Raw genomic sequence first — 25,790 nt, forward strand, 5'->3', positions numbered from 1 at the left:
TTCTGTGGGTTGGAGTGTGGTTTCACGTACAGGGTAGGGACGGTTAGCGGGGCATGGCCATGTATTTGGTCTCCAAAAATTCCTCGATGCCCACGCGGCCGCCTTCGCGCCCCAGGCCGGAGGCCTTGATGCCGCCGAAGGGCGCCGCCGGGTTGGACACGATCCCGGTGTTCAGGCCCACCATGCCGACTTCGAGGGCGTCGCCGACGCGGAACGCCCGGTCCAGGTCGGACGTGAACAGGTAGCCCGCCAGGCCCCAGGGGGTGTCGTTCGCGAGGCGGACCACGTCCTCCTCGGTGTCGAACGGGATGACCGGGGCGACGGGTCCGAAGATCTCCTCCGACATCAGGTTGGCGTCGGCCGGGACACCGGACAGGACGGTCGGGTTGTAGAAGTAGCCGGCGCCGTCGGGGCTGTTGCCGCCGCACACGACCGTCGCCCCGCGGGTGACGGCGTCGTCGACGAGCTCCTGGACCTTGTCCAGCGCCTTGCGCTCCACCAACGGTCCGACGTCGGTGCCCTCGGCCGCGCCGTCGCCCACGGTCAGGGAGCCCATGCGTTCGGCGAGCCGCCGGGAGAACTCGTCGGCGACGGGGCGCTGGACGAAGATCCGGTTGGCGGCGGTGCAGGCCTCGCCCATGTTCCGCATCTTGGCGGCCAGGGCCCCCTCGACGGCGCGGTCCAGGTCGGCGTCCTCGAAGACCAGCAGCGGGGCGTTTCCGCCGAGCTCCATCGAGGACCGCATCACGTGCTGCGCGGCCTGCTCCAGCAGCCGGACGCCGACGCCGGTGGATCCGGTGAAGCTGATCTTGCGGGCGATGCCGCTCTCCATCCAGGGTGTCACCACGGTTCCCGCGCTGGTGGTCGGGACCACGTTCAGGACTCCGGCGGGAAGCCCGGCCTCCACGAGGATGCCGACGAGGGCGAGGGAGGACAACGGCGTCAGGTTGGCCGGCTTGAACACCATGGTGCAACCCGCCGCGATGGCCGGCCCGATCTTGCGCGTGCCCATGGCCAGCGGGAAGTTCCACGGCGTGATGAGGACGCAGGGGCCCACCGGCTCCTTGGAGACCATGATGCGGTTCTTGCCGTCGCCGGTGGTGGTCATGTCGCCACCGATGCGCACGGCCTCCTCCGAGAACCAGCGGAAGAACTCGGCGGCGTAGGCCACCTCGCCCTTCGCCTCGGCCAGCGGCTTGCCCATCTCGGTGGTCATGAGCAGGGCGAGCTCGTCCTGGCGGGCCATGATCAGGTCGTAGGCGCGGCGCAGGATCTCGCTGCGGACGCGGGGGGCGGTGCGGGCCCAGTCCTTCTGGGCGCGGCCGGCGGCCTCGATGGCCAGGCGGGCGTCCTCGGCGTTGCCGTTGGCGACGGTGGCGATGGTCTCCTCGGTGGCGGGGTTGACGACGTCGAACCGCTTCCCGGAGGTGGACTCGACCCACTGTCCGTCGATGAACAGGTCCGTGCGGATGCCGGCCACTGCCGGTGCCTCGTGGTTCTGCAGCGTGGTCATGGCTTCTCCTTGGTCTGTGTGGTGCTTGTTTCGGGGGTGGTTGGTTTTACGGGTGTGGTTCGGCGGCCCGGGTCCAGCAGCTCGGCCAGATGGAGCCCGGCGCGTTCGGAATCGAGTTGCTGGACCTGCATGGTGCAGGAAAAGCCGTCGGCGAGCACCGGCGCGGCGGTCTCGGAGGCCAGCGCCGGGGCCAGCGATTGTTCGGCGACCTTCATCGAGAGGTCGTAGTGCTCCTTCTCGAATCCGAAGTTGCCGGCGACGCCGCAACAGCCGGTCGCCTCCACGACGTCGGGAACCCCGACGGCCGCCAGCGCCTTGCGCTGGGTGGTGGCGCCGAACACCGAGTACTCGTGGCAGTGCGTCTGCACCACCACGCGCTCCGGCAGGTCCGTGGCCGGCGCCGGCAGGGTGCCGGCGGCGGCCAGGGTGGACACGTGCCCGGCGAAGCTGCGGATGCGCGCGGCGACCCGCTTGGCCTGGTCGGTGTGCACCAGTTCGGGGAGGTCCTTGCGCAGCGCCGCCGCGCACGAGGGTTCGACGACGACGATCGGGCGGTCGGTGCCGTCGTCGAGCGCCGCGGCCGCGTGCGCGAGCTTCCGCTTGGCCGTGTCCAGCTGCCCGGTGGATATCCACGTCAGTCCGCAGCAGGCGTCGGCGGAGCACTCGACCGCGTCCCCGGAGCCCGCCAGCACCCGGGCCGCCGCGCCGGCGACCCGGGGGCGGAACCCCCGGGTGAACGTGTCCACGAACAACACGACGCCTGAGTCCCCGCCCGCCGTGCGGCCGTCGGTCGCGCCGGCGTCGCGCACCTCGCGGCGCCACGCGGAGGCGCCGGCGAAGCGCGGCATGGCGCGCTTGGCGGTGACGCCGGCGAGCGGCGCCAGGCGGGCCAGGGGCGTGGCGAGCACGGCGTTCACGAGCGGGGCCACCGGGCCGGCGAGCTTGAGCCAGCGCGGCAGCCATCCGAGCGAATAGTGGGCCGCCGGACGTCGCCGGCCCTCGTAGTAGTGCGAGAAGAACTCGGACTTGTACGTGGCCATGTCCACCCCGGTGGGGCAGTCGGACGAGCACGCCTTGCAGGACAGGCAGAGGTCCAGCGCCTCGCGGACGTCCTCGGACTTCCAGCCCTCGGCGACCGTCGCAGCGCCGCGGACCATGTCCTGCAGCACCCGGGCGCGCCCGCGGGTGGAGTCCTTTTCGTCGCCCGTCGCCCGGTAGCTGGGGCACATGACCCCGCCCGACGGCGTGCGGCAGCGTCCCACGCCGATGCAGCCCTGGACGGCGTGCACGAAGTCGTCCAGCTTCCCCGGCTGGTCCGTTTCCGGGTGCGCTGGTTCGTTGGCGGCCACGTAATCGTTCCCGTGGCCGCCGAGCGGACGCAGGTCGAAGCTGGTCCGCCATTCGCGGTCCGGCACGCCCTCGAGCGCGAGGTTCTCGTCGATGGCGTCCGGTTCGGTCAGCGATCCGGGGTTGAGGATCGCGTCCGGGTCCCAGGCCGCACGGAAGGCGCGGAACGCCTCCATGAGGGCGGGGGAGTACATCAGGGGCAGGAACTCGGAACGCGCGCGGCCGTCGCCGTGCTCGCCGGAGAGCGATCCGCCGTGCGCGACCACCAGTTCCGCGGCGTCGCGGGTGAACGCCCGGAAGACGCGGCGTCCGGCATCGCTGCGCAGGTCGTAGGTGATGCGCACGTGCATGCATCCGGCTCCGAAGTGCCCGTACATCACTCCGGTGAGTCCGTGGCGTTGCAGCAGCTCGCGGAAGTCGGCGAGGTAGTCGGCGAGGTTCTCCGGCGCGACGGCGGAATCCTCCCAGCCGGGCCAGGATTCCCCGCCGGTGTGAAGGCGCGCGGACAGCCCGGCGCCGTCCTCGCGGACGCGCCAGAGCCCGGCGCGTTCGGCGGCGTCCGGGACGGCCCGCCCGTCGACCATGCGTCCGTTCCCGCGCAGCGCCTCCAGCAGTGCCTCGGCCTTGTGCTCGACGGCCTTCGGGTCCGTCCCGTCCAGGCCGATGTACAGCCAGGCGCGGCCGGCGGGGAGTCCGGTGACGGAGTCGTCGCCGCGGCGAAAACGCATGGTCTCGACGATCGCGTCGTCGATCCCCTCGACCGCAGCGGGGTCGAAGCCCAGGATCGTCGGCACGTCGCGCGCCGCCTCCACGACGTCCGGGTAGCCGACGCACAGCAGCAGCTGGCTGGCCGGCTTGGGGACCAGGCGCACGCGGGCGCGGACGACGACGGCGCAAGTGCCCTCAGAGCCGACGAGCGCGCGGGCCACGTCGAATCCGTTCTCGGGCAGCAGGTGGTCCAGGTGGTAGCCGGAGACCTGGCGCTGGATGCGTCCCAGGCCCACGCGGATGTCCCCGAGATTGGCCGCGGCGAGGTCCCGCAGCCCGGCGGACAGTTCGGCGGCGCGCCGGACGGAGGCCGCGTCCCTCGAATCGGTGGCGCGCAGCCCGGTGCGGTGCGCGGTGAGGCGTGCGCCGTCGGACGTGACGACGTCGAGCTCCTCGACGTGGTCGCTGGTGCGGCCGTAGCGCACCGAGTGGTTGCCGCAGGCGTCGTTGCCGATCGCGCCGCCGACCGTGGCGCGGGCCTTGGTGGAGGGGTCGGGGGCGAACGTGAGCCGGTTTCCCGTGCGGCGTTCGACCTCGGCGGACAGCGTCGCCAGGATCACGCCCGGCTCCACATCCACGGTCATGGCGTCCTCGTCGACGGCGCCGATGCCGGTGAGGTGTCGGGAGAAGTCGAGCACGACGCCGGGCCCGATCGCGTTGCCGGCCATCGACGTTCCCGCTCCGCGGCCGACGAGCGGCGTGCCCGAGGCGCGGCACGCGGCCATGGCGCGCACGACGTCGTCGGTCGAGGCGGGGAAGACGACGGCGACCGGCGGGACCCGGTAGTTGGAGGCGTCGTAGGAGTACTCGGCGAGGCGGCGCGAACTGTCGTCGGGCGCCAGCCCCGCGCCGCGCAGCCGGTCGAGGACGGACGAGCCGTTCGACGGCGCCTGCGCGGCAGCGGTGTGGAGCGAAGTCATCGGTAGGAGGGCTCTCCGAAGACGGGGTCGGCCGTGGCGGCGTCCGCCACGGTGCCCAGGGCGGCCTCGAAACGGGCCAGGCCCGTGGAGATCTCGTCCTCGGTGACGACGAGGGCCGGGATCAGGCGGACGACGTTGCCCGCGGGACCACAGGTCAGCGTCAGGAGGTCCTGCTCCGTGGTGGCCTGCTGGACGGCGGTCGCGGTGGCCGCGTCGGGCTTTCCGTCGGCGCCGGTGAACTCGATGCCCTGCATCAGGCCCAGCCCGCGCACGTTGCCGATGGCGGGGAAGCGCTCCTGGATGCGCAACAGGCCGGCCTGCAGCTGGTCGCCGCGGAGCCGGGAGTTCTCGACGAGGCCCTCCTCCTGGACGACGCCGAGCGTGGCGACGCCGGCCGCGGCGGAGACGGCGTTGCCGCCGTACGTGCCGCCCTGGGATCCGGGCCATCCCTTGGACATGGTCTCCGTGGACGCGGCGATCGCGGAGATCGGGAAGCCGGAGGCGATGCCCTTGGCCGTGACGATGATGTCCGGCTCGGCCGAGGAGAACTGGTGTCCCCAGAAACGGCCCATGCGTCCGACGCCGGCCTGCACCTCGTCGATGATGAGCTGGATCCCGTGGTGCGTGGCGCGCTCGCGCAGGCCCTCGAGAAACGCCGGGGGCGTGGGCAGGTAGCCGCCGTCGCCCAGGGCGGGCTCGATCAGGAAGGCGGCGGTGTCGTTGGGGGCGGTGCGGGTCTGCAGGAGGTAGTCCAGTTCCTGCAGGGCGAAGGCCACCGCGGTGTCCTCGTCCCACCCGTAGCGGTAGGCGTAGGGGAACGCGGACATGTGGACGCCGGCCATCAGCGGCGCGAAGCCCGCGGAGAACTTGGTGCCGGCGGTCGTGAGCGATGCGGCGGCGACCGTGCGGCCGTGGAACCCGCCCTGGAAGACGACGATGTTGGGGCGGCCCGTGGCCATGCGGGCGAGGCGGACGGCGGCCTCGACGGCCTCCGAGCCGGAGTTGGCGTAGAAGACGGAGTCGAGTCCCGTGGGCAGGACCTCGCCCAGCTTGTCGGTGAGCTCCAGCAGCGGCTGGTGCATCACGGTGGTGTACTGCGCGTGGATGATCTTGCCGGCCTGTTCCCGGGCGGCGGCGACCACCTTCGGGTGGCAGTGGCCGGTGCTGGTCACGCCGATGCCGGTCGTGAAGTCGAGGTAGGAACGTCCGTCGGTGCCGTAAATCCAGGAGCCGAGGGCGTGGTCCACCACTACGGGGGTGGCTTGTTTCAGGAGGGGGCTCAGGCTTGTCATGAGTTCTATGTTGCACATCACACGGCATGATTGTCAACAATCTACCAATGCCGTAGCGTGGAGGGCGTGAAGAGCAATGAAACACGGCCGCGACTGGCCGTCCTGACCGCACCCGGAGTCCCGGAACCGCACAACATCGACGCCATCCGCGCACGGGCCGACGTCGTCCTGACCGACGCCGACCACCTGGCCGCGGCGCTCGCCGGAACGGACGCGGTCCTGCTGTGGGACTTTTTCAGCTCGGCGTTGCGCGACGCCTGGGCGGGAGCCGACCGGTTGGAGTGGGTGCACGTGGCCGCGGCCGGCGTGGATGCGATCATGTTCGACGAGCTTCGGGACTCCGACGTGCTCCTGACCAATGCCCACGGCTTCTTCGATGTGCCGATCGCGGAGTTCGTGCTGGCCTCGGTCATGGCCCACCAGAAGCAGCTGCACGCCAGTAAGTCGCTGCAGCGCGACGGCGTGTGGCGGCACCGGGAACCGACGTCGACCCGCGGTTCGCGCGCGCTCGTGGTGGGCACCGGGGGAATCGGGCGGGCCACCGCCCGGCTGCTGCACGCCGTCGGCATGGAGGTGCGCGGGGCGGGACGCACGGCCCGCACGGACCACCCGGACTTCGGCACCGTCGTCGACAGCGCGGACCTCGCCGAGCACGTCGGCTGGGCGGACCACGTCGTGCTGGCGGCGCCGCTGACCCCGCAGACCGCCGGAATCGTGGATTCGGCCGTGCTGGCCGCGATGGCCCCGCACGCGCACCTCGTCAACATCGGGCGCGGAGCCCTCGTGGACGAGCCCGAACTGGAGCGGGCGCTGCGGGACGGAGGCATCGCGGCGGCGTCGCTGGACGTCTTCGCCGTGGAGCCGCTACCTGCGGACCACGCGTTCTGGGAGATGCCGAACGTCCACGTCTCGGCGCACATGTGCGGGGACGTGGTGGGGTGGCGGGACGCCTTGGCGGACCAGTTCCTGGAGAACCTGGACGCCTACGTGGCCGGCGAGCCGCTCGGGAACGTGGTGGACAAGGAACGCGGCTACGTGCAGGCGCCCCCGTCCACCCGGGCCGGGGCCTAGCGGCCGGTTCCGCCGTAGACCGTGGCCTCGGCTTCGCCGTCCAGGTCGAAGGCGCCGTGCACGGCGCGGACCGCGGTGTCCAGCAGTGCGGCGTCGGTGACCACCGAGATGCGGATTTCGGAGGTGGAGATCATGTCCACGTTGACGCCCGCCTGGTGCAGGGCCTCGAAGAAGCGGAACGAGACGCCCGGGTTGGAGCGCATGCCGGCGCCGATGAGGGAGAGCTTGCCGACGTTGTCGTTGTAGGAGATGTCCTCGAACCCGATCTCGGCCTGCACCTGCCGCAGCGCGGCGATCGCGTCCTTGCCCTCGACGATCGGCAGGGTGAAGGAGATGTCCGTCTTGCCGGTCTCGGCCTTCGAGATGTTCTGCACGATCATGTCGATGTTGACGTTGGCGCCGGCGATGACGCGGAAGATCTCCGCGGCCGAGCCGGGGACGTCGGGGACGCCCGTGACGGTGACCTTGGCTTCGGAGCGGTCGTGCGCGACGCCGGAGATGATGGGCTGTTCCATGGGTGCTCCCTCTTCGATCTTGATCTGGTCGTCGGGGTTGGGCTGGACCCAGGTCCCCTCGTTGTTGCTGAAGGACGAACGCACGTGCAGCGGCACCCCGAAGCGGCGCGCGTACTCCACGCAGCGCAGGTGCAGGATCTTGGCACCCGAGGCGGCCATCTCCAGCATTTCCTCGGAGGAGATGAGGTCCAGCTTCTGGGCCGAGGGGACGATGCGCGGGTCCGCCGTGTAGATGCCGTCGACGTCGGTGTAGATCTCGCAGACGTCCGCATCCAGGGCGGCGGCCAGAGCCACGGCGGTGGTGTCCGATCCGCCGCGGCCCATGGTCGTGATGTCGTTGGACTCCTTGGCCATGCCCTGGAACCCGGCGACGATGGAGACGTAGCCGCGGTCGATCGCGCGGCGCACGCGGTGCGGCGAAACGTCGATGATGCGGGCCTTGCCGTGGATCGAATCGGTGATCATTCCGGCCTGGCTCCCGGTGAAGGAAACGGCCTTGCCGCCGAGGCTGTTAATGGACATCGCCAGCAGGGCCATGGAGATCCGCTCGCCGGCGGAGAGGAGCATGTCCATCTCCCGCGCGGGCGGCTCGTCGGTCAGCTGGCCGGCGAGGTCGAGGAGTTCGTCGGTGCTGTCGCCCATCGCGGAGACGACAACAACGACGTCGTTCCCGGCGGCCTGGGTGTCAATAATCCGGCGGGCGACGCGTTTGATGCCCTCGGCATCCGACACGGAAGAACCGCCGAACTTTTGGACAATGAGGCTCATGGGACAGCACACTCCACGGGGGTAGGGAATTGGGTAGACTGCGCCGACGTTCCCGGCGCATGCATTTTTCAGTGTAGCGAGGCCGTTTCGGGCCCCGGGGATTCGTGACCGCACGGGGTCACATTGACTGGCAATGTCATACGAGGTGATGTATTCGCAGGCATGCGCGTGCGCAGCACGCCGGCGCCCCCAAGCCTGTGGACGTGCCGGTGTCGCACACCGGATCTAGTGCGTGCCGATCGTCCCCTCGGCGCCGCCGAGCACTGCGCGCAGGAACGCCTGGCTGCGTTCGTGCTTCGGGTTGCTGAACATGACGTCGGGGGCGGCCTCCTCGACGATCTTGCCGCCGTCGAACATCAGGACGCGATTGGAGACGTCGCGTGCGAACTGCATCTCGTGGGTGACGATCAGCATGGTGATATCCGTGGTCTCCGCGATGTGGCGCAGGATGCCCAGCACTTCGCCGACGATTTCCGGGTCCAGCGCGCTGGTGACCTCGTCCAGCAACAGGATCTCGGGGTCCATGGCCAGCGCGCGGGCGATCGCGACGCGCTGCTGCTGGCCGCCGGAGAGCGACGTCGGGTGCTGATCCGCCTTGTCCGCCAGCCCCACCTTCTCCAGCAGGGAGCGGGCGTTGGCCGTGGCCTCCGCCTTGGACTGGCCCAGCACGTGCACGGGCGCCTCGATGATGTTCTCCAGCACGGACATGTTGGGGAACAGGTTGAACTGCTGGAAGACCATGCCGATCCGTTGGCGGATCCGCTTCTGCTCCTTGGGGCTGCGCTCCACGCGCTTTCCGTTGCGCTCCTCGTGGGTGAGGGGCTCGCCGTCGATGAAGATGAAGCCGTCGGTGGCCTTCTCGAGGGTCATGACCAGGCGGAGGATCGTGGTCTTGCCGGAGCCGGAGGGCCCGATCAGCGTGACGCGGTCGCCCTTGGCCACGGAGAAGTTCAGGTCCTTTAGGACCACGTTGTCACCGAAGCGCTTTTCGACGTCGCGGAACTCGATGACCGGCGTTCCGCCGGCCGCCGGGGACGGGGTGGCCGTCGCGGACGACTCAGGTGTTGAAGGCAAGGCGCTTTTCCAATCTGCCGATGAGGAGTGAGGTGGGGTAGCTGGCCAGCAGGAAGATGATGCCGACCAGGGTGATGGCCTCGACGTAGCGGAAGGCGTTGCCGCCGTAGATCAGGCCCGCGTTGACGAGTTCGACCACGCCGATCACCAGGAGGAACGGAGTGTCCTTGAACATCGAGACGGCGTAGTTGCCCAACGCGGGAATGGTGGCGCGCAGGGCCTGCGGGACGATCACGGCGGTCCAGGTGCGCCCCGCCGACATCGACAGGGCAGTGGTGGCCTCCCACTGTCCCTTGGGCACCGAATCGATGCCCGCGCGGTAGACCTCCGACATGTACGTGGAGTAGTGGACACCGAAGATGATGATGCCAATGGTGAGGGCCTCAAGGTTCAGGAACGCGTAGTACGCGAACAACAGCTGCACCACGATCGGTGTCATGCGGATGAAGTTGGCGATCCATTTGACGGTGACGGCGATCGGCTTGGGCGCCACGCGCATCACGATGGCGATGGCGAGACCGAGGACCGCCGCGATCAGGGTGCTCAGCACGGTGACCAGCAGGGTGACCTCGAGGAAGGCCATCAGCAGGATCGGCAGGGAATCCCAGGTGGCGTCCCAGTTCCAATCGACGGCGGCGGGAACGGCGATCATGCGGCGACTCCGCTCTGGGTGGTGGGCGTCGGCGCGGGACTGAGGATCGAGCGCAACGACTTGCCCTGGCCGAGTTTGTGCTTGGCGTGCCGCTCCAGGGCGTTCATCAGCAGCGTGAGCACCAGCGCAATGAGGAAGTACGTAATCAGTCCCACCAGTGCGTAGGCGAAGAACGTGTCGGTGACGCGCTTGAGCTGGTCGAGCTGGAACGTGAAGTCGGCGATCGTGATGAAGCTGACGATCGCGGTGCCCTTCATCAGGTGGATGAGCAGGTTGTTGAGCGAGGGGATCATCAGGGCCCATGCCTGCGGAAAGATGATGCGCCGCATGCGCTTGACCTTGCCCAGGCTCAGCGCGGTGGTGGCTTCCCACTGGCCGGCCGGGACGGAATTGAGCGAACCCCGAACCACCTCGGCACCGTAGGCACCGTAGTTGAGCCCCAGCCCCAGCACGCCGCAGACCAGCGGGTGTAGGTCAACCCCGAACTGGGGGAGGACGAAAAACAGGAAAAAGAGTTGAACCACCAGCGACGTGCCGCGAAATAACTCGACGACCACGCGGGCCGGAATCCGGACCAGCTTGGATCGGTGCGAGGACATCAGGCCCAGGACCACGGCTATGGCGAAGGCGAGGATTGCACCCAGGGTGGTGAGCTCGAGGGTGATCCAGATCCCGTTGAGCAGGCGCGGCATGGCCTCGCCGAGCGCCTCGAATTTCTCGTCCACGGCGGACGGACTCCTTTGCTAGGGGGCTGTGGGGACGACGGTGCGCGTGGACCCCGGCGGCGCCGGGGTCCACGCGATTGTCGTTGCTAACCCACCTCGCCCGAGCAAAGCTGCTCGGTGGTGAGGTCCTCGGGCGCCAGGTTTTCGGCGGTGAATCCGAATTCGCCCACCACATCCAGGTAGGTTTCCTCCGACTCGGTGATCTTGGCCAGACCCTCGTTGTAGGCCTCACGGAGTTCGTCGTCGTCCTGGTGGAAGACCGTGGATCCCGCCCCGACCTGCGGCGTGCCGTCGATGGCCTGCTCGAAGGCCTCGGTGACCTCGACCCCGGCGTCGGGGTTCTGGTCGGCCATGAAGTTCAGCGAGATGGCCGTCATGGCGAAGGCGTCGGCGCGGCCGTTGGCTACCGTGTCCATGCCGGTCTGGGCGTCGGGGACGGACTGCACGTCGAGTCCGAGGCTGTCCGCGTAGCCGGCTTCGATGCCTCCCGCGAGGACCGCCAGCTTCACATCGCCCTTGTCCACCACGGAGTCGAGATCGGTCAGTTCCATGGGGTTGCCCTCTTGGACCATCAGCGCGGTGGTGTACATGATCTCGGGGTCCGCGAAGTCGGCCTGTTCGCAGCGTTCGGGAAGGATGGACATTCCGGCGCTCACGGCATCGAAGCGACCCGCGTTGAGCCCGGGGATCAGCGAGTTCCAGTCGACGAGCACGGTCTCGACGTTGTCGATGCCCATCTCGCCGAAGATCTGCTCGGCCAGGGCGATGGTGGCGCCCGTCGGCTCCCCGCCCTCCTCGTAGGAATAGGGGGCCTCGCCGGCGATGGCGACCGTGATGGTGCCGGCCTCCTGGAGCGCCTCAAGCTTGTTGTCTCCGGCGGGTGCCGCGGCGCTGCCGCCACCCTCGCTCTCGGTTGTCGTGGAACCGCCACAGGCGGTCAGCGCGAGCGAGAGCGAAGCCAGGATCGAGCCGGCGGCGAGCGCCCGGCGTCGTTGGTTGCTGTTCATGATGTGCCCCTTCAGCGGATTATCAACGGTGCGGCGGCCACGGCGCGGCCTGTGATTAGTGCCACGCTATCGATCTGACAGCCACTTTACAATCCGTCTGTCCTCATGTCCTTTTGTCGACAACCCCGGGGTCCTTGTGCTTGGATGCCAGTATTGGCGCGGATTTCCGCGACATCCTGCGGAAGGTTCCGTCCGTTCCGACGGCGGAGGGCCCGCGGTCACGATTAAGTTACGATCACTGGTGGTCACCGTCCGGAACGCCCCTGTTCCCCGATGGACCGGACTCGGCCACGACGAATGGAGCTCGAATGCACAGGTCTCCGACGGGTGGAGCTCCCACCGTGCCCCGCGTTCAGCGTTCCTCGACCGTCGACCTCATCACCCTGGAATTGCGCAATGCGATTTACGACGGCGGGCTGTTGCCTGGGACCCCATTGCCGGACCTGGAGATCGCCAGACAGCTGGGCGTGAGCCGGGGACCGTTTCGGGAGTCCGCCCAAAGGCTCGTCCAGGAGGGTCTGTTGGTCGCCCGGCCGGGGCAGGGACTGCGCGTCGCGACCGTCGGAATGGACCAACTGGAAGAACTCTACGAGGCGCGGCTGGCGATCGAGGGCGCCGCCCTGAGGCGATTGGCCCGGGAGCCGGATCCCGAATGCCGCGCGCGCCGGCTCGAGGATTCAAGTACCGCCCTGCGGCGGATCCTCGTCGCGTGTGAGCAGACAGAGGTCCTCGCCGGTCAGGCCGAGCAGGAGGCCATGGCCCGCGCCATCGGCGACGCGGACCTGGATTTTCACTTCGAGATGGTGCGTGCGGCGGGCAACCAGCGGTTGACCCGGTGCATGTCGACGCTGGTCATCGAAACCCGCATGGCCAGTTTTGGCAATCCGTTGGGATACGTGGTCCGCACGGATATGCACGGCCCGCACAGCAAACGGCTCGAGCTGGTGTTGAAAGGCGATGGCGAGGGCGCGGTTCGGGCCTTGCGGGAACACTTTTCGGGCACGGTCCATCGGTTGACCGGCCACCCCGAAGCCGGGGTCCGGACGATGGCCGCGGAGCTATCCCACGACGAGCTCGAACTCGGTCCGATCGGCGGTTAGGGCCCGCCTCCCGCCTTCGGCGGATGCCGCGGCCGGCCGTGGGTCGCTAGCCGATGGCGCTGCGGCGCCCCTCGAACGCGCGGCCGAGGGTGACCTCGTCGGCGTATTCCAGATCGCCGCCGACGGGCAGGCCCGAGGCGAGGCGGGTCACCTTGATGCCGATGGTTTTCAGCATGCGCGCCAGATAGGTCGCGGTCGCCTCGCCCTCGAGGTTCGGATCCGTGGCGATGATGACCTCTTCGATCTTGTCGTCGTGCAGGCGGCCGAGCAGTTCGCGGATATGCAGTTGGTCCGGTCCGATGCCAGCAATCGGATTGATGGAGCCGCCGAGCACGTGATACCGGCCGCGGAAGGAGCGCGTGCGCTCGACGGCCATCACGTCCTTGGATTCCTCGACGACGCACAGGATGGTTTCGTCGCGGCGGGCGTCGCGGCAGATGTTGCAGGTCTCCTGCTCGGAGACGTTGAAGCAGATCGAGCAGAACTTGACCTTGTCCTTGACCGCGCGGATGGCGTCGGCGAGCCGGTCCATGTCCTCGCGGTTGGCCTCCAGGATGTGGAACGCGATGCGCTGCGCGGACTTGGGGCCGATGCCAGGTAGTCGGCCGAACTCATCGATCAGTTCCTGAACTGCGCCTTCGTACACAAGACCTCACACTGCTGGGATGGGATGGGACCACGGCGGCCGTGGACCGGGAATCAGGTTACGGGGGAACCGTCGTGGTTGCGTTCCTCGATCAGCCGTCCGTTGAGGATCCGCTCGATGGCCGGTCGCCCGACGACCCCGGACTCCTCGATCGCGATGTCGTCGTCGCTGGGGACGTCCTCAACGTAGGTCGATTCTACGGGCTTGCCGCCGCCCGGGGATGCGGCGGGTCCTCCCGGCTGGCCGGAGGGCGCGGCTGGTTGTTGGGTCCGGGTTTCCGGCGGGCCCGACTCCCGCGCCTGGCTGAGGAGTTGCTGGTAGCGACTCATGCGCTTCTGACCGGACGACGCCGGTGCCGGTGCGGGGGCGCCGGGTGCCGACGCCTCGGGCGACGGCGACGGCATGGATACGGAGTCCGAGTCCATGGGCTGGAAGTCCGACGGCGGCGGTGCCACGGCTCCGGGGGCCGGTGCCGCGGCGCCCGGGATGCGCACGGCAGGAGCGGGTGCGGCGGCGAGTCCGGTCGGGCGGGGCGCGGCGGCGCTCGGCGGGACGGGCTGCTCCCAGTCGGGGACGGGGACGTTGTCCGCGCCCCAGTCGTAGCCGCCCTCGTCCTCGGGTTCGGGACCGAAGTCGGGGGATTCGTCGTCGGATGGTGGTGGCGAAGCGGTGCGCGAGGGACCGCGGGACGTCTCCGTCTGCCGAGCGGCCTTCCATCGAGCCGCGGCCGCGGCGGGCGCGGGCTCTGAAGAGGGCGCGGCAGGACGGTGCGGTGCCGCGGTTGCTACGGGTTCGGCGGCGCGGGCCTCCACTGTCGGAACGGGGCCGTGCGTGGGATCGACAATTCGGTTCGTGGTGGGGACGGCGGCCGCCGGCGTTGGCCGGCGGTCAGCTTTTGGGCCCGAACCACCCGCCGGAGCGGAACCCCCGGCGGTGATGACGATCTCGCACTTGACCCCAAGGACCTTGTGGATGCTCTGTTGCAGGAGGCCGACGTTCTCCGGCTTGCCCTCGAATGCCCTCATCGGCCCGGGGTTGGCGAAGGCGACGGTCAGCGTGCGGCCGTCGTAGCCGGCGAGGGAGGCGTGCGGCTGGATGGTCAGCCAAACGTACTTCTTCTCCTCCTTCAGGGCGGCCATGATCTCGGGCCAGGCCCGGCGGAACATTTCGATGGAGCCCGCCGCGGGCGCGCTGGGGGAAGCGGGAGGGGAAGGGGGAGCGGAAGCGGGTTCCGGGGTCTGCACCGATGCCGGTTCCGAAACGGGACCGGAGACCTTTTCGTCAGTCTGCGGAACGGGCTGGTCGCGGGTGGGCCCGCGCTCGGGAGCGGGCGGGGTGGCAACCGGTTCGGACCGGACAGACGCCGGCTTGTCGGACTCGGACTCGGCTTCCGGCACCACGCACCAGTTCCCGCCCCAATCGGGTGAGGCATCCGCGGCTTCCCCCGGTGCGGCCGCGGGCGATTTGGCGGCGGGAGCTTCGGCGGGCGACACGGCGGCCGGCGAGGACGCGGTGGCCACCGCCGTCACGGGGGCGACGGCTGGTGCGACGGGGGCGGCGGGAGCGACAGTCGGGTTCTGGTCGCCGACGTCCCGGGGGGCGACCTCCGGCGGGTCCCCGGCATCCTGCTTGCGCGCGGAACGCAGGGCCTCGCGGACCTGCGCCGCACCCTGTTCGCGGGGGGATTCGAAACCGCCGCCGGATGACGTTCCGGACGAGGCCGGCGCGGTTCCGGCGTCGGACCAGTTGGCGGTCGGGAGGGCATTCGATGCGGCCGGCACATCCCCGGCGTACGCCAGCCGCCGGTCGATCCGGTCGATACGCGCGTTGATGCCGCGTTCCGTCGCGTCGGAGGCCGGCAACAGCAACCGCGCGCACAGGAGCTCCAGGTGCAGGCGCGGGCTCGTGGCCCCGGTCATCTCGGTCAGGGCCTGGTTCGTCACGTCGGCGGAGCGGCTCAGCTCCGCCTGCCCCAGCTGGGTGGCCTGCTGCCGCATGCGGTTGAGCTGGTCCTCGGGCAACCCGCGGATGATCTGCGCGGCGTTGTCCGGCATCGCCTTGACGATGATGAGGTCGCGGAACCGCTCGAGGAGGTCCTCCACGAAGCGGCGCGGATCGTGGCCGGTCTGGATGACGCGGTCCACTGCGCCGAAGACGACCGCCGCGTCCTGCGCCGCCATCGCGTCGACGACGTCGTCCAACAGGGACGCGTGCGTGTAGCCGAGGAGGGACACGGCGAGCTCGTAGTCGAGCCCGCTCGGACCAGCGCCGGCAATCAGCTGGTCCAGGACCGACAGCGAGTCGCGGACGGAACCGCCGCCGGCGCGGACGACCAGGGACAGGACGCCGGGCGCAACGGGCACGCCCTCGGATTCGCTGAGCCTCTCGAGGTACGTCATCAGCGGCTCGGGCGGCACCAACCGGAACGGGTAGTGGTGGGTGCGCGAGCGGATGGTGCCGATGACCTTGTCCGGCTCCGTCGTCGCGAAGATGAACTTGATGTGCTCGGGCGGTTCCTCGACGATCTTGAGGAGGGCGTTGAACCCGGCGGACGTGACCATGTGGGCCTCGTCGATGATGAAGATCTTGTAGCGGTCGCGGACCGGGGCGAACGTGGCGCGTTCGCGCAGGTCGCGCGCGTCGTCGACGCCGCCGTGGCTCGCGGCGTCGATTTCGATCACGTCAAGGGAGCCGGGACCGCCGGTCGCGAGCTCCACGCAGCTTCCACAGGCGCCGCAGGGCGCGGCGGTTGGGCCCTGTTCGCAGTTCAGGCAGCGGGCCAGGATGCGGGCCGACGTGGTCTTGCCGCAGCCACGAGGTCCGGAGAAGAGGTAGGCGTGGTTGACGCGGTTTTTTTCCAGCGCCGCCATCAAGGGGGTGGTGACATGCTCCTGCCCGATGACGTCCGCGAAAGTGTCCGGACGGTAGCGACGGTAAAGGGCTGTACTCACCACTGCACCCTATCCGTTTGCGGCGTCTCGCCGCATCCTCGATCGGCCGCTGTGAGGGGCGAGTGGACCCAAGGCTCCCGCGGGAGCCGGGCCGGTTCGAACGCGGCCAGCGCGGAGGCGAGCGAGTCCTCCGGAAGCCCCAGCGAACGCAGCAGGAGGGCGCGCACGCGGGCCGGCGGAACGCCGTCGTTCGCAAGGTCCGTCAGCGTCACGGCACCGTCTCGCTTGGACAGTCGTCTACCCTCCTGGTTGAGCACCAGCGGCACGTGCGCGTAGGCGGGAACGGCGGCGGGTCCGTAGAGGAGCGAGGCGAGGTGCGCCTGGCGCGGGGACGAGCTGAGGAGGTCGTCCCCGCGGACCACCTGGTCGACGCCCTGCAGCGCATCGTCGACGACGACGGCGAAATTGTAGGCGGGCACGCCGTCGTTGCGGAGCACCACGAAGTCGTCGACGGCGCCCGTGTACGGTCCGTGGAGTTCATCGGCGACGGTCAGGCGCACGACGTCGGTGCGGAGACGCAGCGCGGCCGGGCGGTGCCGGCGTCGTTCGCTGCGTTCGGCGTCGCCGAGAAGGCGACACGTTCCCGGGTAGGAGCCGGGCGCCGCGTGCGGAGCGGACGCGGCCTCGGCGATGTCGCGCCGGGTGCAGAAGCATTCGTAGAGCAGCCCGCGGGCCAGGAGCGCCGCCACGGCGTCCCGGAAGCCGTCCATGCGGTCCGTTTGGCGTTCGGCGCGGCCGTCCCAGTCGAGGCCTATGGCCGCGAGGTCGCGCAGCTGGTCGGCCTCCGCGCCGGCCCGTGCGCGGTCGAGGTCCTCGACGCGGATCAGGAACCGGCGGCCGGTGGAGCGGGCGAAGAGCCAGGCGAGAACGGCGGTGCGGACGTTGCCGACGTGCAGTTCGCCCGAAGGGCTCGGGGCGAAGCGTCCTGCTCCCACCGTGGCACCTCCCGCGGAAAATTAAAGACCCCCCGTGCACCTGCCAGAGCCCATCTACCCTTGCTACCTTCCGGTCCTGGGGGAGTTCGACAGGATGACACCACACGGGGGGCCGACAAATAGTCTAACCGCTTGGGCCCGCGCCTCGAAACCGGCACCGCAGGCATGCCATCCCGGCCCCGATTCGTCCCCCGGCGGTTTCTCCGGTACTCTGGAGACTGCTCTTTTGAGCAATCTGGAGGATTCGCCTAGCGGCCTATGGCGCACGCCTGGAACGCGTGTTGGGTTCACGCCCTCGGGGGTTCAAATCCCCCATCCTCCGCGGATCGGAACAGGTCCCGCCCTTGTGGCGGGATCTTTTTCGTTTAACCGAGGCCCTCCAAGCCCAAGTCAGAGCCGACTGCCGGAGCGATTCACTCGAATCGATGTATTGACTGCCCCCTGACTATTTACACTTTTTTGACGCGGGTGCATACTAAGTCGCAAGTGGGGAGATGGAGGACCTTCGGACCGCGTTTGGGGCAGTATTGAGGGTCCTTCGATGTTTGGGGCATCGACTATAAGGATGGTTTTACCGTGTTCGGGACTTGGGGGAAGTCGCGCCTGCGCGACGAAAAATTGGGAAATGGCGCGTTCGACGCCGGCGGCACATCCGGCGTGGCGGTCGAAGGGCTGTCTAGGCGTGGCTTCGGTCTGGTGCTGGGCTCGTCCATCGTGGTCGGCGCCGGCGGCATCAGCGCGTTGGCCGCGGCGTTCGCCTCGGGCGGGCCGCCCGGCACGACGACGGTGGCCGCGAGCTTCGGAAGGTTGCGCATCGTCGCCGCGCAACGACAGTCGAGGCTGTCGGGAGTGGGGGCGGGTGCCTCGCACAGCGGACACGAGGTCGCCGGAACGTCCTCCGCGCAACCGGCGAACATGACGTACGGCGACCATCTGGTGCTCCGTCTGGAGGTCTTCAACGAATCCGACGAGGACGTCCTCTTGTCCCCGGGCCAGTTGCGGGTGTTGCCGGATACGCAGCCGTGGCTGGTGGTCAACAGGGGATCGGACTTGCCGACGTCCGTTTTGCCGCCGGGTGGATCGATCGGCGGGGACATCAGTTTCCTGGTGCCTTCCGACGCCCATGCCTTCACGGCGCAATTCGACGACGTCGTCGCCGTCAACGCCGGGTCCCTGCAACTTCCCCTGCCGGCGGTCGCGTGGCGGCCCGGATACCTGGAGGCCAGCCATGCGTGAGAACCAGAACGCCACGGGAACGGGCGGGGACACGCGGGTGGACCGCGCGGACGCGCTGAAGCTCGGCGCCGCGGCAGGTGTGGTGGCGGTGGCCGCCCTGGCCGCCGGACCGTCCGTGGCCGCGCGGGCCGCGGTCCGGCCGGTGCGCACGCCGGCGGCCGTGCCCGCGGCCGAGGTTCCGCTGCCGGGCGTCCTCGACATCTACATCAACGAGGGATACGCGAAGATGGTCGACGACTCGCTCGTCTACCACCGCGGGTTCGGCGACGCGCCGACCACACTCAAGGCCGCCAAACCCGCCCTGCGCATGAAGCCGAAGGTCTTCACGGCCGACGGGCGGATCGTCGATTCGCGGACCTATCCGCTGGACGCGGAGGTGCCCGCGGACGGGACGCCCACGCCGCTGGCCCAGGATCCCGCAAACGTGGGACAGTTCCTAATCCGCCGCGACTACTGGGCCAGCCACTTCCCGGAACGGACGCTGATCGCCGAGCTTGGGGCCACGGTGCGGCTGCGCGTGTTCAACACGCTGGCCGGTACGCACCGGCTGACGATCGCCCGCGCCGGAGCGGACGGGACCGAGTTGACGACGGGAGACATTCCGCCGGGTGGATACGGCATGCTCGAATTCGAGGCGCCGCCGCCCGGCACCTACATCTACCACGACTCGACCAATGCACCGGTCCAACGGACCCTGGGGCTGTTCGGATGCCTGTTGGTCGCCGACCCGGAGGAACCCTGGCACGTGGCCAAGGACCAGGCCTGTTTCGAACGGCAATGGCTGTGGATGGCGCACGCCGTCGATCCGGAGTGGGCGGCTATCGAAGCTGCGGGCGGGACCGTGGACCAGAAGGCGAACCCGGCCGTCCCGCGGTACTTCCTGCTCAACGACCGCAGCGGGTACGAGGCCCTGGCCCATTCGCCGAACAAGGCCATCAACCAAGCAAGCCACGAGGAGTCGTTGATCTCCGGCTATCCGCGACAGGTCGATGTGCGGCTGTTCGGGGAGGACCTGGTGGCCGGCACGATCCGCGCCGGGCAGATGGTGCGTCTGGTCAACCCGGGCATCGTCTTCCACCAGATCCACTTCCACGGCAACCACTTGTGGACCGTGCGGCGCAACAACGTGGAGTGGCCGCGCACGCGGGGCTATGTCGATGCCGACGGGCACGTGGTCCTGCAGCAGTGGGAGGACGTCGTGGAGTTGGAGCCGATGGACGCGAAGGACTGCATGATCCCGATGAAGCGACCGCCGGACGCCACGGACATGGTGTGGGCAGCCAGGGGAACGGACTGGCTATATCCGATGCACTGCCACGCCGAGCCGTCGCAGACCGCGGCCGGCGGGATGTACCCGGGCGGCTTGGTCGCCCACTGGAATCTCAAATCGATGGCATGGGGGGTGTAGGTCATGGCTTCACCACAGATCGAGACGGTCGCCGCACGAAGGCGCGACGCCCGAGCGACCAAGGAGGATGCCCGGGAACGCGCGCGGAAGGCCGCTAGGGCCGCCAAGAAGGCGCGCGAAGAGGCCAAGAGGGCGAAGGGAGCCGCAGTGCGGGCCGCCAAGAACGCCAAGGAGGAGGCAAGGCGAGCCGCACGGCGAACCGCGACGCCCACCAAGTCCGCGGCCCGGTCGAGCCAGACACCCACGTCGTCGTCGGCGCCGGCCACCTCTTCCGCGCCGGCCTCGTCATCGGCCGAAGTCTCATCCTCCGCGCCTCTGTCCTCTTCCGCGCCCGCATCGTCATCATCGTCGAACAGTTCGCCGTCGAGCAGCGCGCCATCGACGGCGCCGCCGAAGGACGACGACGGCGATCACAGCGAGTACGACTCGCAGGCCGACTTTGCCTCGCGTCAGATGGAACAGGACAATCCGGTGACGGAATTCCTGCAGGAACCACACTTCGCGGTGGAGATGGGAATCTCGAAGCGGGACCTGACGTTCCCCGACGGGGCGGAATTCGAAATGTGGGTGTTCGACACCGAAGCATCCGGCCGCGGGTTCCCCGGTCCCACGCTTCGTCCGAAGGAAAACGAGGTCTTCCACGCGGGCATCAAGCCGAGCATGGGGCCACACACGATCCACTGGCACGGCATGGAACCGGATCCACGGAACGACGGCGTCGGGCACACTTCGTTTGAGATCGACGGACGGTACACGTACCAGTGGCGGGCGGAGCCGGGCCGCGTTGGCAACCCGAACTACGGGGCGGCGGGAACGTACTTTTACCACTGCCACGTCAACACGCCGTTGCATGCGCAACTGGGGCTGCTGGGACCGCTGATCGTGGATCCCGTGGTGCTGCCGGGATTCCCGGTGCCCGCGGGCATGCGGCGCGCGTTCGCGGACGGGCCGTTGTACGACATCGCCACGGAGTCCCTGATCATGCCGTATTCCGTGGACCCCCGCTGGCACACGATGGGCCACGCGGCGGGGCTGTCCGGCGAGGACGTGGGACTGAACAGGTTCGAACCGACGAACTTCTACATCACGGGCGGGCTCCTGGACAGCCGCGTGGAGAAGGACGAGGCCGTGTGGGCCCCGGACCAGCTGCCGATCAACATCGAGCGGGAAGGGCGCGCGCCCAGTCTGATGCGACTGCTGGACGGCAACTACCTGCCGAACAAGATCAAGTTCAAGGGACCGGACGGCAAGTACGCCCGCATCGCCGAACTGATCGCCCACGACGGGCGTCCCTACCGGGACACGTCGGATCCCCTGGGGCCCTCCATCCCGACCAGCATGCTGGAGGACCAGGCGAACCGGCTGACCACCCACGTCGTGGCGATGGGCGCCGCCGAGCGTTACGACATCCTGCTGCATCCGGAGGTGCCGGGCGAGTACGTCATGTCGATCGAGTGGCACCACTGGATCACCGGGGCGGTGCTCGGGACACGGACGCTGAAGTTGATCGCCTCGTAGCCGGCAACCCAACCAGTTCTGTCCGTGTCGGGATATGTGTCGGAATGCGCGAGGCTTTTCGACATGTATCCCGACACCACCGGTTGGGCTGGGAAGTCCGCCGCGGATCAGCGCCGGAGGCTACTTGGCCAGTTCCGGGTAGTGGATCTTCGCGGTCTGCGGGTGGGCGCGGAGCCAACCCTTGAGCACGTTGGCCCCGTAGGAGGACAGCATCGGGTTGTGGGGATCGTCCGACGCGCCGCGCGCGTCCGCCGCGAGGTGCGGCGGCAGCGGAATCGTGTCGATCACCGAGTCGAGGCGCGGCGACCAGAAGAACGGCACCGAATAGCGGTCGACGCCGGCCGGGGGAGCGGTCACGCGGTGGATGGTGGCCATCAGGTAGCCGTTGGTCGCTACCTCCAGCATCTCGCCGAGGTTCACCACGAGCGCGCCCTCGATGGGTTCGACCGTGATCCACTCGTCCTGGCCGTAGGGCTTGACCTCGAGCCCGCCCACCAGATCCTGCAGCAGCAGGGTCACGAAACCGTAGTCCGCGTGGGCGCCGACGCCCTGGTTGCCCGCCTCGGGGACCAGGTTGCCGCCGACATAGTGGACCAGCTTGCCCATCCAGGCAGGGGCGGATTCGAACGGCTCGGCGAAGTAGTCCTCGGGCAGTTCGAGCGAGACGGCGATCGCGGACAGCAGCTCCGCGCCGATTGAACTCATGAGCCCGGCCCATTCCATGGCCGCGTGCTCGAGGTCCGGGAAGGCCTCGGGCCACTGGTTCGGTCCCTGCAGGTTCAGGTACGGGCGGTCGGCCGGCACCTCGAGAAGCGTCTCGCGCTCAGGGCCGAAGTCGATCTGTTCGCGCGAATCGGCGCGCCCGCGGGTGATCTCCGTGCCGAGGCGGGTGTATCCGCGGAACTGGGCAGAACTGCGGTTGTCCAGCTTGAGCCGCTCCTCCAGCGGAAGGCGGAAAAAACGGGCGATGGTGTCCAGTAGCTCCCGCGCCTGCTCGGCGCGCGCCCCGTAGCCGGTGATCTGGAAGAAGCCGACATTGTGTGCGGCGTCGCGCAGCGCGGCGATGAAGTCGGGATCGAAATGTCCGTCGGCGGTGCGCGCGGTGGACATATCCAATACGGGAACGGAGGTGCGGACTGTGTTCATGACACAACGTTAGGCCCGTGTTACGTGGCCGGGGAAGCGATCATGACGCGCTATTCCGTCATGTGTCGGAACATTGCGGAACCCTTGACTTAAGGCGCCGCCGGCTTGCCATTCGACGCGCCGCACCGCCGACGCGGCGGCGGTCGTTCTAAGTTGGTCCGCCGTTCCCTAAGCTGGGTTGGTGATCTTCAAAGCCGTTGGCGATTCCCGCCCGTACCCGGACCATGGTTACGTCTCGCCCAAGGACTGGGCGGTCGTCTCCCCGCGCCAGGTCCGGCTGGACGAGCTCGTGACGGTCAAGACCACCCTGGACCTCGGCGCGCTGCTCGCGGAGGACTCCACTTTCTTCGGCGACCTGTTCCCGCACGTCGTGGTGTGGCGGGGCACCATGTACCTCGAGGACGGGCTGCACCGGGCGGTTCGCACGGCGCTGCACCACCGCTCAGTGATGCATGCGCGCGTGCTGGTCCTGGAGGACTAGGCATGGCGCGTAAGAAGCGCGTGGACCCGCGAGAGTGGCATGGACACCGCATCGTCACCGAGGACGACCTCGCCCGCGACTTCGACGCCAGCGATCCCGAACACGTCAACGACCCCCACCATTACATGAAGCGGCTGCGCCACGGCGTCGTTTTGGTGCTGCTGGTGGCCTTCGTGGTGGCGGCGCTCGTCGGCGCCTACCTGGTGTCGACCCGGCAACTGGTTATCCCCGCCCTGGAGCCGGAGGCCGAGGCGCCCGTGACCGCGGTGGCGGAACCGGCGTGCCCCGTTCAGACATACCCCTACCTCGACCCGCAAACCGTCACGGTGAACGTCTACAACGCCACGCAAATCAACGGATTGGCCGGCGCCGCCGCCAACCGGCTCGAACAGCGCGGCTTCACGATCGGCGAGGTGGGCAACAAGGTGCTCAACGATCCGGACATCGTGGCGGCCGTGGGCTCCGGGACGGCGGGCCGCGGCCAGGCGCTGACCCTCCAGCACCACATCGAGGGCACCGAGTACGTCAAGGACCCAGCGAACGACGGCGATTCGGTGGACCTGGTGGTGGGGCAGAAGTTCGACCAACTCATCGACGCCGCGTCCGTTTCAACCGACGACGGACGCCTGCGCTGCCCGCGGGCGACCGAGGAGGAGGAGAAGTCGGCGGAGGCGACGCCGGCCCCCGAAGGCTAGTCGCAGCCCCGCGGACCGCACGTCTGGCCGTCGGCGCCGGCGGCAACCATGGTGAGCGGGTTGCTTTCCCCCCACGCCGTGGTCAGCGCCTCGGCGAAGGCCTCGGCGGGCTGTGCGCCGGAGATGCCGTACTTCATGTCCAGCACGAAAAACGGGACCCCGGTGATGCCGAGGGCGCGCGCCTGGGCGAAATCGGCCTCGACGGCATCCCGGTAACCGTCGCCGTCCAGGACGCGGGCGACTTCGGCCTCCGTGAGCCCGGCCTCCGTCGCGAGCGACAGGAGCGTGCCGCGGTCCCCGGTGTCCAGGCCCTTTTCGAAGTGGGCGGAGAGCAACGCCTCCTTGACCTCGTCGCCGCGGCCGTTCTCCTTGGCGAGGTGCAGGAGGCGGTGGGCGGTGAACGAGTTGGCGACCTTGAGGTTCCCGAAGTCGTACGCGAGCCCCTCGCCGGCGGCCTGGCCCGTGACGTGCTCCAGCATCCGGGTGACCTGCGCGGCGGGCAGGCCCTTGATGGTGGACAGGTATTCGGTCTCCGTGCCCTCATAGCGCTCCGGCAGCGAGGGGTCCAGCTGGTAGCTGTGCCACACGACGTCGACCTGGTCGCGGAAGGGGAGGCCGGCCAGGGCCGTCTCGAAGCGGCGCTTGCCGATGTAGCACCAGGGGCAGGCGATGTCGGACCAAATGTCTACGGTGAGGCGGGGCTGGTTCATACGTGGGTGAACCCCGGGACGGACGGGCCTATTCCCGGTGTGTGCGGCGCAACAGCAGGTACGCCAGGCTCCCGGCGAGGAACCCCCAGAAGGGCGCGACGATGCCCCACGGCGCGATGCCGGAGGCGGTCACCACTAGCGTGATCAGCGCGGCCTCGACCGCCGCCGGACCCCGCTTGTCCGGTGACATCGCGTCGGCGAACGCTCCCTGGAGGGCCCCGGCCAGGGCGACGCCGGCCATCGCCGTGACGAGTTCGTCGGGGACGGCGTCGAGGAGGGAAACGATGGTCGCGCTGAAGGTGCCGAAGAGGATGAAGAACGCCCCGCAGGCGACGCCGGCGATGTAGCGGCGGCGGAGGTCCTCGTGGGACTCCCTGCCCGCGCAGATCCCGGCCGTGATCGCGGCCAGGTTGATCGAGTGGGCTCCGAACGGCGCGAAGACGATGGAGGCGGCCGCCGCCCCGCCGAGCAGCAGCCGGTCGTTGGGCACGTAGCCGCTGGAGATCATCATGGCCAGCCCGGGCGCGTTCTGGCCCGCCATCGTCACGATCAGGAGCGGAACGGAGATGCCCAGCACGGCCATCGGGGAGAACGTCGGGGTGGTCCACAGCGGGCCGGACAGCGAGGCCTCGACCTCCGGCGCGGTGGCCTGGCCGGAGGCGACGGCGAGCACGACGCCGGCGAGAAGGGCGAGCAGGACGGCGTACTTGGGGAGGAAGCGGCGGCCCAGGAGGTAGGCGGCGACCAGCCCGCCGGCCACCAGCGGGGAGTCGACGACGGCGCCGGCCACGTTGATCACGAACGGCAGGAGGACGCCGGCCAGGACGGCGGCCACGACGGGCCGGGGAACGGCGGTGAGCAGGCGGCCGAAGAGGCCCGAAACGCCGAGCGCGAGACCGAGGGCCCCGGCGACGATGTACGCGCCGATCGCGTCCGAATACGCGTAGTCGCCCAGCGCGGTCAGCAACAGGGCCGCTCCCGGTACGGACCACGCGACGACGACGGGCATCCGCGTCATCACGCTGAGCAGGACGCAGACGATCCCGCTGCCGACCGAGATGGCCCACACCCAGGAGGTGGTCTGGTCGGCCGTCAGGCCGGCGCGCTTCGCGGCCCCGAGAACCACCAGCAGCGGTCCGGCGTAGGAGACGGCGACGGCGATGAATCCCGCCACGACGGCGGACAACGAGACGTCGCGGAGGAAGCCGCCGCGCCGCGCGTCGGGGGCGCGGAGCCCGGTGGATGACTGCATGCCGCGCCTTTCGTTCGTGTGGGGGTCTGTGTGGAGGGCGTCCGGTGTGATCCGGGGCAC

At 69.2% G+C, this 25,790-nt stretch carries 21 protein-coding genes, 1 tRNA gene and 1 other RNA gene; 8 read left to right on the forward strand and 15 right to left on the reverse strand.

All coding sequences use genetic code 11. From position 1 onward, the window contains the following. Positions 1-43: 43 nt before the first annotated feature. From ACHAAJ_RS10955 to ACHAAJ_RS10965, 3 genes are read right to left on the reverse strand one after another with little or no spacing between them, the layout of a single operon-like run. Entirely contained in the window at positions 44-1,513 is a 1,470-nt protein-coding gene (locus ACHAAJ_RS10955; RefSeq protein ID WP_435728178.1) for an NAD-dependent succinate-semialdehyde dehydrogenase, read from the reverse strand. Then, positions 1,510-4,548, reverse strand: coding sequence for an FAD-binding and (Fe-S)-binding domain-containing protein (locus ACHAAJ_RS10960; RefSeq protein WP_435728179.1), 3,039 nt, complete (start codon positions 4,546-4,548; stop codon positions 1,510-1,512). The genes ACHAAJ_RS10955 and ACHAAJ_RS10960 overlap by 4 nt, the downstream gene beginning before the upstream one ends. Beyond that, positions 4,545-5,840 (reverse strand): aspartate aminotransferase family protein, encoded by a 1,296-nt coding sequence (locus ACHAAJ_RS10965; protein WP_435728180.1) that lies wholly within the window; start codon positions 5,838-5,840, stop codon positions 4,545-4,547. Before ACHAAJ_RS10965 ends, ACHAAJ_RS10960 begins: the two co-directional genes overlap by 4 nt. 66 nt (positions 5,841-5,906) lie before the next feature. Here ACHAAJ_RS10965 and ACHAAJ_RS10970 point away from each other — a divergent pair, with 66 nt between their 5' ends. Then, positions 5,907-6,911 carry a D-2-hydroxyacid dehydrogenase gene (locus ACHAAJ_RS10970; protein ID WP_435728181.1) on the forward strand — a complete coding sequence of 335 codons (1,005 nt, stop codon included), beginning with the start codon at positions 5,907-5,909 and terminating at the stop codon, positions 6,909-6,911. Here the strand turns inward: ACHAAJ_RS10970 and ACHAAJ_RS10975 are convergent. The 5 genes from ACHAAJ_RS10975 to ehuB form a co-directional block, all read right to left on the reverse strand. Further along, a complete protein-coding gene (locus ACHAAJ_RS10975; RefSeq protein WP_435728182.1) occupies positions 6,908-8,194 on the reverse strand; it encodes an aspartate kinase in 1,287 nt (428 codons plus the stop codon). The genes ACHAAJ_RS10970 and ACHAAJ_RS10975 overlap by 4 nt on opposite strands. Positions 8,195-8,419: 225 nt before the next feature. Further along, on the reverse strand, positions 8,420-9,268 hold the full coding sequence (gene ehuA, locus ACHAAJ_RS10980) for an ectoine/hydroxyectoine ABC transporter ATP-binding protein EhuA (RefSeq protein WP_435728183.1): 849 nt from the start codon (positions 9,266-9,268) through the stop codon (positions 8,420-8,422). Continuing rightward, positions 9,252-9,920 (reverse strand): ectoine/hydroxyectoine ABC transporter permease subunit EhuD, encoded by a 669-nt coding sequence (gene ehuD, locus ACHAAJ_RS10985; protein WP_435728184.1) that lies wholly within the window; start codon positions 9,918-9,920, stop codon positions 9,252-9,254. Before ehuD ends, ehuA begins: the two co-directional genes overlap by 17 nt. Beyond that, positions 9,917-10,645, reverse strand: coding sequence for an ectoine/hydroxyectoine ABC transporter permease subunit EhuC (gene ehuC / locus ACHAAJ_RS10990; protein WP_435728185.1), 729 nt, complete (start codon positions 10,643-10,645; stop codon positions 9,917-9,919). The genes ehuD and ehuC overlap by 4 nt, the downstream gene beginning before the upstream one ends. Positions 10,646-10,731: 86 nt before the next feature. Then, positions 10,732-11,652 carry an ectoine/hydroxyectoine ABC transporter substrate-binding protein EhuB gene (gene ehuB, locus ACHAAJ_RS10995; RefSeq protein WP_435728186.1) on the reverse strand — a complete coding sequence of 307 codons (921 nt, stop codon included), beginning with the start codon at positions 11,650-11,652 and terminating at the stop codon, positions 10,732-10,734. Between the two features lie 341 nt (positions 11,653-11,993). On the opposite strand from ehuB, the gene ACHAAJ_RS11000 reads away from it, so the two are divergent. Beyond that, entirely contained in the window at positions 11,994-12,752 is a 759-nt protein-coding gene (locus ACHAAJ_RS11000) for a GntR family transcriptional regulator (protein WP_435728187.1), read from the forward strand. A gap of 46 nt (positions 12,753-12,798) precedes the next feature. Here the strand turns inward: ACHAAJ_RS11000 and recR are convergent, their stop codons facing one another. The 4 genes from recR to ffs form a co-directional block, all read right to left on the reverse strand. Next, on the reverse strand, positions 12,799-13,398 hold the full coding sequence (gene recR / locus ACHAAJ_RS11005; protein ID WP_435728188.1) for a recombination mediator RecR: 600 nt from the start codon (positions 13,396-13,398) through the stop codon (positions 12,799-12,801). 53 nt (positions 13,399-13,451) lie between these two features. After that, entirely contained in the window at positions 13,452-16,349 is a 2,898-nt protein-coding gene (locus tag ACHAAJ_RS11010) for a DNA polymerase III subunit gamma and tau (RefSeq protein WP_435728189.1), read from the reverse strand. Beyond that, positions 16,346-17,284 (reverse strand): tRNA glutamyl-Q(34) synthetase GluQRS, encoded by a 939-nt coding sequence (gluQRS, locus tag ACHAAJ_RS11015; RefSeq protein WP_435728190.1) that lies wholly within the window; start codon positions 17,282-17,284, stop codon positions 16,346-16,348. Before gluQRS ends, ACHAAJ_RS11010 begins: the two co-directional genes overlap by 4 nt. Before the next feature lie 20 nt (positions 17,285-17,304). Continuing rightward, positions 17,305-17,401, reverse strand: an RNA gene (gene ffs / locus ACHAAJ_RS11020) — signal recognition particle sRNA small type. Positions 17,402-17,521: 120 nt separating this feature from the next. Here ffs and ACHAAJ_RS11025 point away from each other — a divergent pair. The 4 genes from ACHAAJ_RS11025 (at position 17,522) to ACHAAJ_RS11040 (ending at position 21,446) form a co-directional block, all read left to right on the forward strand. Continuing rightward, a tRNA-Ser gene (locus tag ACHAAJ_RS11025) sits at positions 17,522-17,606 on the forward strand. Positions 17,607-17,860: 254 nt separating this feature from the next. Next, complete coding sequence (locus ACHAAJ_RS11030; RefSeq protein WP_435728191.1) at positions 17,861-18,520, forward strand: hypothetical protein; 660 nt, start codon at positions 17,861-17,863, stop codon at positions 18,518-18,520. Further along, a complete protein-coding gene (locus ACHAAJ_RS11035) occupies positions 18,513-19,928 on the forward strand; it encodes a multicopper oxidase domain-containing protein (protein ID WP_435728192.1) in 1,416 nt (471 codons plus the stop codon). Before ACHAAJ_RS11030 ends, ACHAAJ_RS11035 begins: the two co-directional genes overlap by 8 nt. Before the next feature lie 3 nt (positions 19,929-19,931). Beyond that, positions 19,932-21,446 (forward strand): multicopper oxidase domain-containing protein, encoded by a 1,515-nt coding sequence (locus tag ACHAAJ_RS11040; protein ID WP_435728193.1) that lies wholly within the window; start codon positions 19,932-19,934, stop codon positions 21,444-21,446. Between the two features lie 120 nt (positions 21,447-21,566). Here ACHAAJ_RS11040 and ACHAAJ_RS11045 read toward each other — a convergent pair whose 3' ends face one another. Then, entirely contained in the window at positions 21,567-22,592 is a 1,026-nt protein-coding gene (locus ACHAAJ_RS11045; RefSeq protein ID WP_435728194.1) for an isopenicillin N synthase family dioxygenase, read from the reverse strand. 181 nt (positions 22,593-22,773) lie between these two features. Here ACHAAJ_RS11045 and ACHAAJ_RS11050 point away from each other — a divergent pair, with 181 nt between their 5' ends. Both ACHAAJ_RS11050 and ACHAAJ_RS11055 read left to right on the forward strand, forming a co-directional pair. Continuing rightward, positions 22,774-23,073: a type II toxin-antitoxin system VapB family antitoxin gene (locus tag ACHAAJ_RS11050; protein ID WP_435728195.1), complete on the forward strand. Its 300-nt coding sequence runs from the start codon at positions 22,774-22,776 to the stop codon at positions 23,071-23,073. A 2-nt stretch (positions 23,074-23,075) separates the two neighbouring features. Continuing rightward, positions 23,076-23,768 carry a LytR C-terminal domain-containing protein gene (locus ACHAAJ_RS11055; RefSeq protein WP_435728196.1) on the forward strand — a complete coding sequence of 231 codons (693 nt, stop codon included), beginning with the start codon at positions 23,076-23,078 and terminating at the stop codon, positions 23,766-23,768. Here the strand turns inward: ACHAAJ_RS11055 and ACHAAJ_RS11060 are convergent. After that, a complete protein-coding gene (locus ACHAAJ_RS11060) occupies positions 23,765-24,478 on the reverse strand; it encodes a DsbA family oxidoreductase (RefSeq protein WP_435728197.1) in 714 nt (237 codons plus the stop codon). The two genes, ACHAAJ_RS11055 and ACHAAJ_RS11060, sit on opposite strands and share 4 nt — an antisense overlap. Before the next feature lie 28 nt (positions 24,479-24,506). Next, a complete protein-coding gene (locus ACHAAJ_RS11065) occupies positions 24,507-25,730 on the reverse strand; it encodes a benzoate/H(+) symporter BenE family transporter (protein WP_435728198.1) in 1,224 nt (407 codons plus the stop codon). Positions 25,731-25,790: the final 60 nt, after the last annotated feature.

This window comes from Arthrobacter arnarulunnguaqae (genome assembly GCF_051262515.1).
In the GTDB taxonomy this organism is placed as follows: Bacteria; Actinomycetota; Actinomycetes; order Actinomycetales; family Micrococcaceae; genus Arthrobacter_N.

What these genes read in the sequence shown, in the direction of transcription:
- ACHAAJ_RS10955 (WP_435728178.1), bottom strand. Translation starts at nt 1,513, where the DNA reads ATGACCACGCTGCAGAACCACGAGGCACCGGCAGTGGCCGGCATCCGC.
- ACHAAJ_RS10960 (WP_435728179.1), bottom strand. Translation starts at nt 4,548, where the DNA reads ATGACTTCGCTCCACACCGCTGCCGCGCAGGCGCCGTCGAACGGCTCG.
- ACHAAJ_RS10965 (WP_435728180.1), bottom strand. Translation starts at nt 5,840, where the DNA reads ATGACAAGCCTGAGCCCCCTCCTGAAACAAGCCACCCCCGTAGTGGTG.
- ACHAAJ_RS10975 (WP_435728182.1), bottom strand. Translation starts at nt 8,194, where the DNA reads ATGAGCCTCATTGTCCAAAAGTTCGGCGGTTCTTCCGTGTCGGATGCC.
- ehuD (WP_435728184.1), bottom strand. Translation starts at nt 9,920, where the DNA reads ATGATCGCCGTTCCCGCCGCCGTCGATTGGAACTGGGACGCCACCTGG.
- ehuB (WP_435728186.1), bottom strand. Translation starts at nt 11,652, where the DNA reads ATGAACAGCAACCAACGACGCCGGGCGCTCGCCGCCGGCTCGATCCTG.
- ACHAAJ_RS11035 (WP_435728192.1), top strand. Translation starts at nt 18,513, where the DNA reads ATGCGTGAGAACCAGAACGCCACGGGAACGGGCGGGGACACGCGGGTG.
- ACHAAJ_RS11040 (WP_435728193.1), top strand. Translation starts at nt 19,932, where the DNA reads ATGGCTTCACCACAGATCGAGACGGTCGCCGCACGAAGGCGCGACGCC.
- ACHAAJ_RS11045 (WP_435728194.1), bottom strand. Translation starts at nt 22,592, where the DNA reads ATGAACACAGTCCGCACCTCCGTTCCCGTATTGGATATGTCCACCGCG.
- ACHAAJ_RS11055 (WP_435728196.1), top strand. Translation starts at nt 23,076, where the DNA reads ATGGCGCGTAAGAAGCGCGTGGACCCGCGAGAGTGGCATGGACACCGC.
- ACHAAJ_RS11060 (WP_435728197.1), bottom strand. Translation starts at nt 24,478, where the DNA reads ATGAACCAGCCCCGCCTCACCGTAGACATTTGGTCCGACATCGCCTGC.
- ACHAAJ_RS11065 (WP_435728198.1), bottom strand. Translation starts at nt 25,730, where the DNA reads ATGCAGTCATCCACCGGGCTCCGCGCCCCCGACGCGCGGCGCGGCGGC.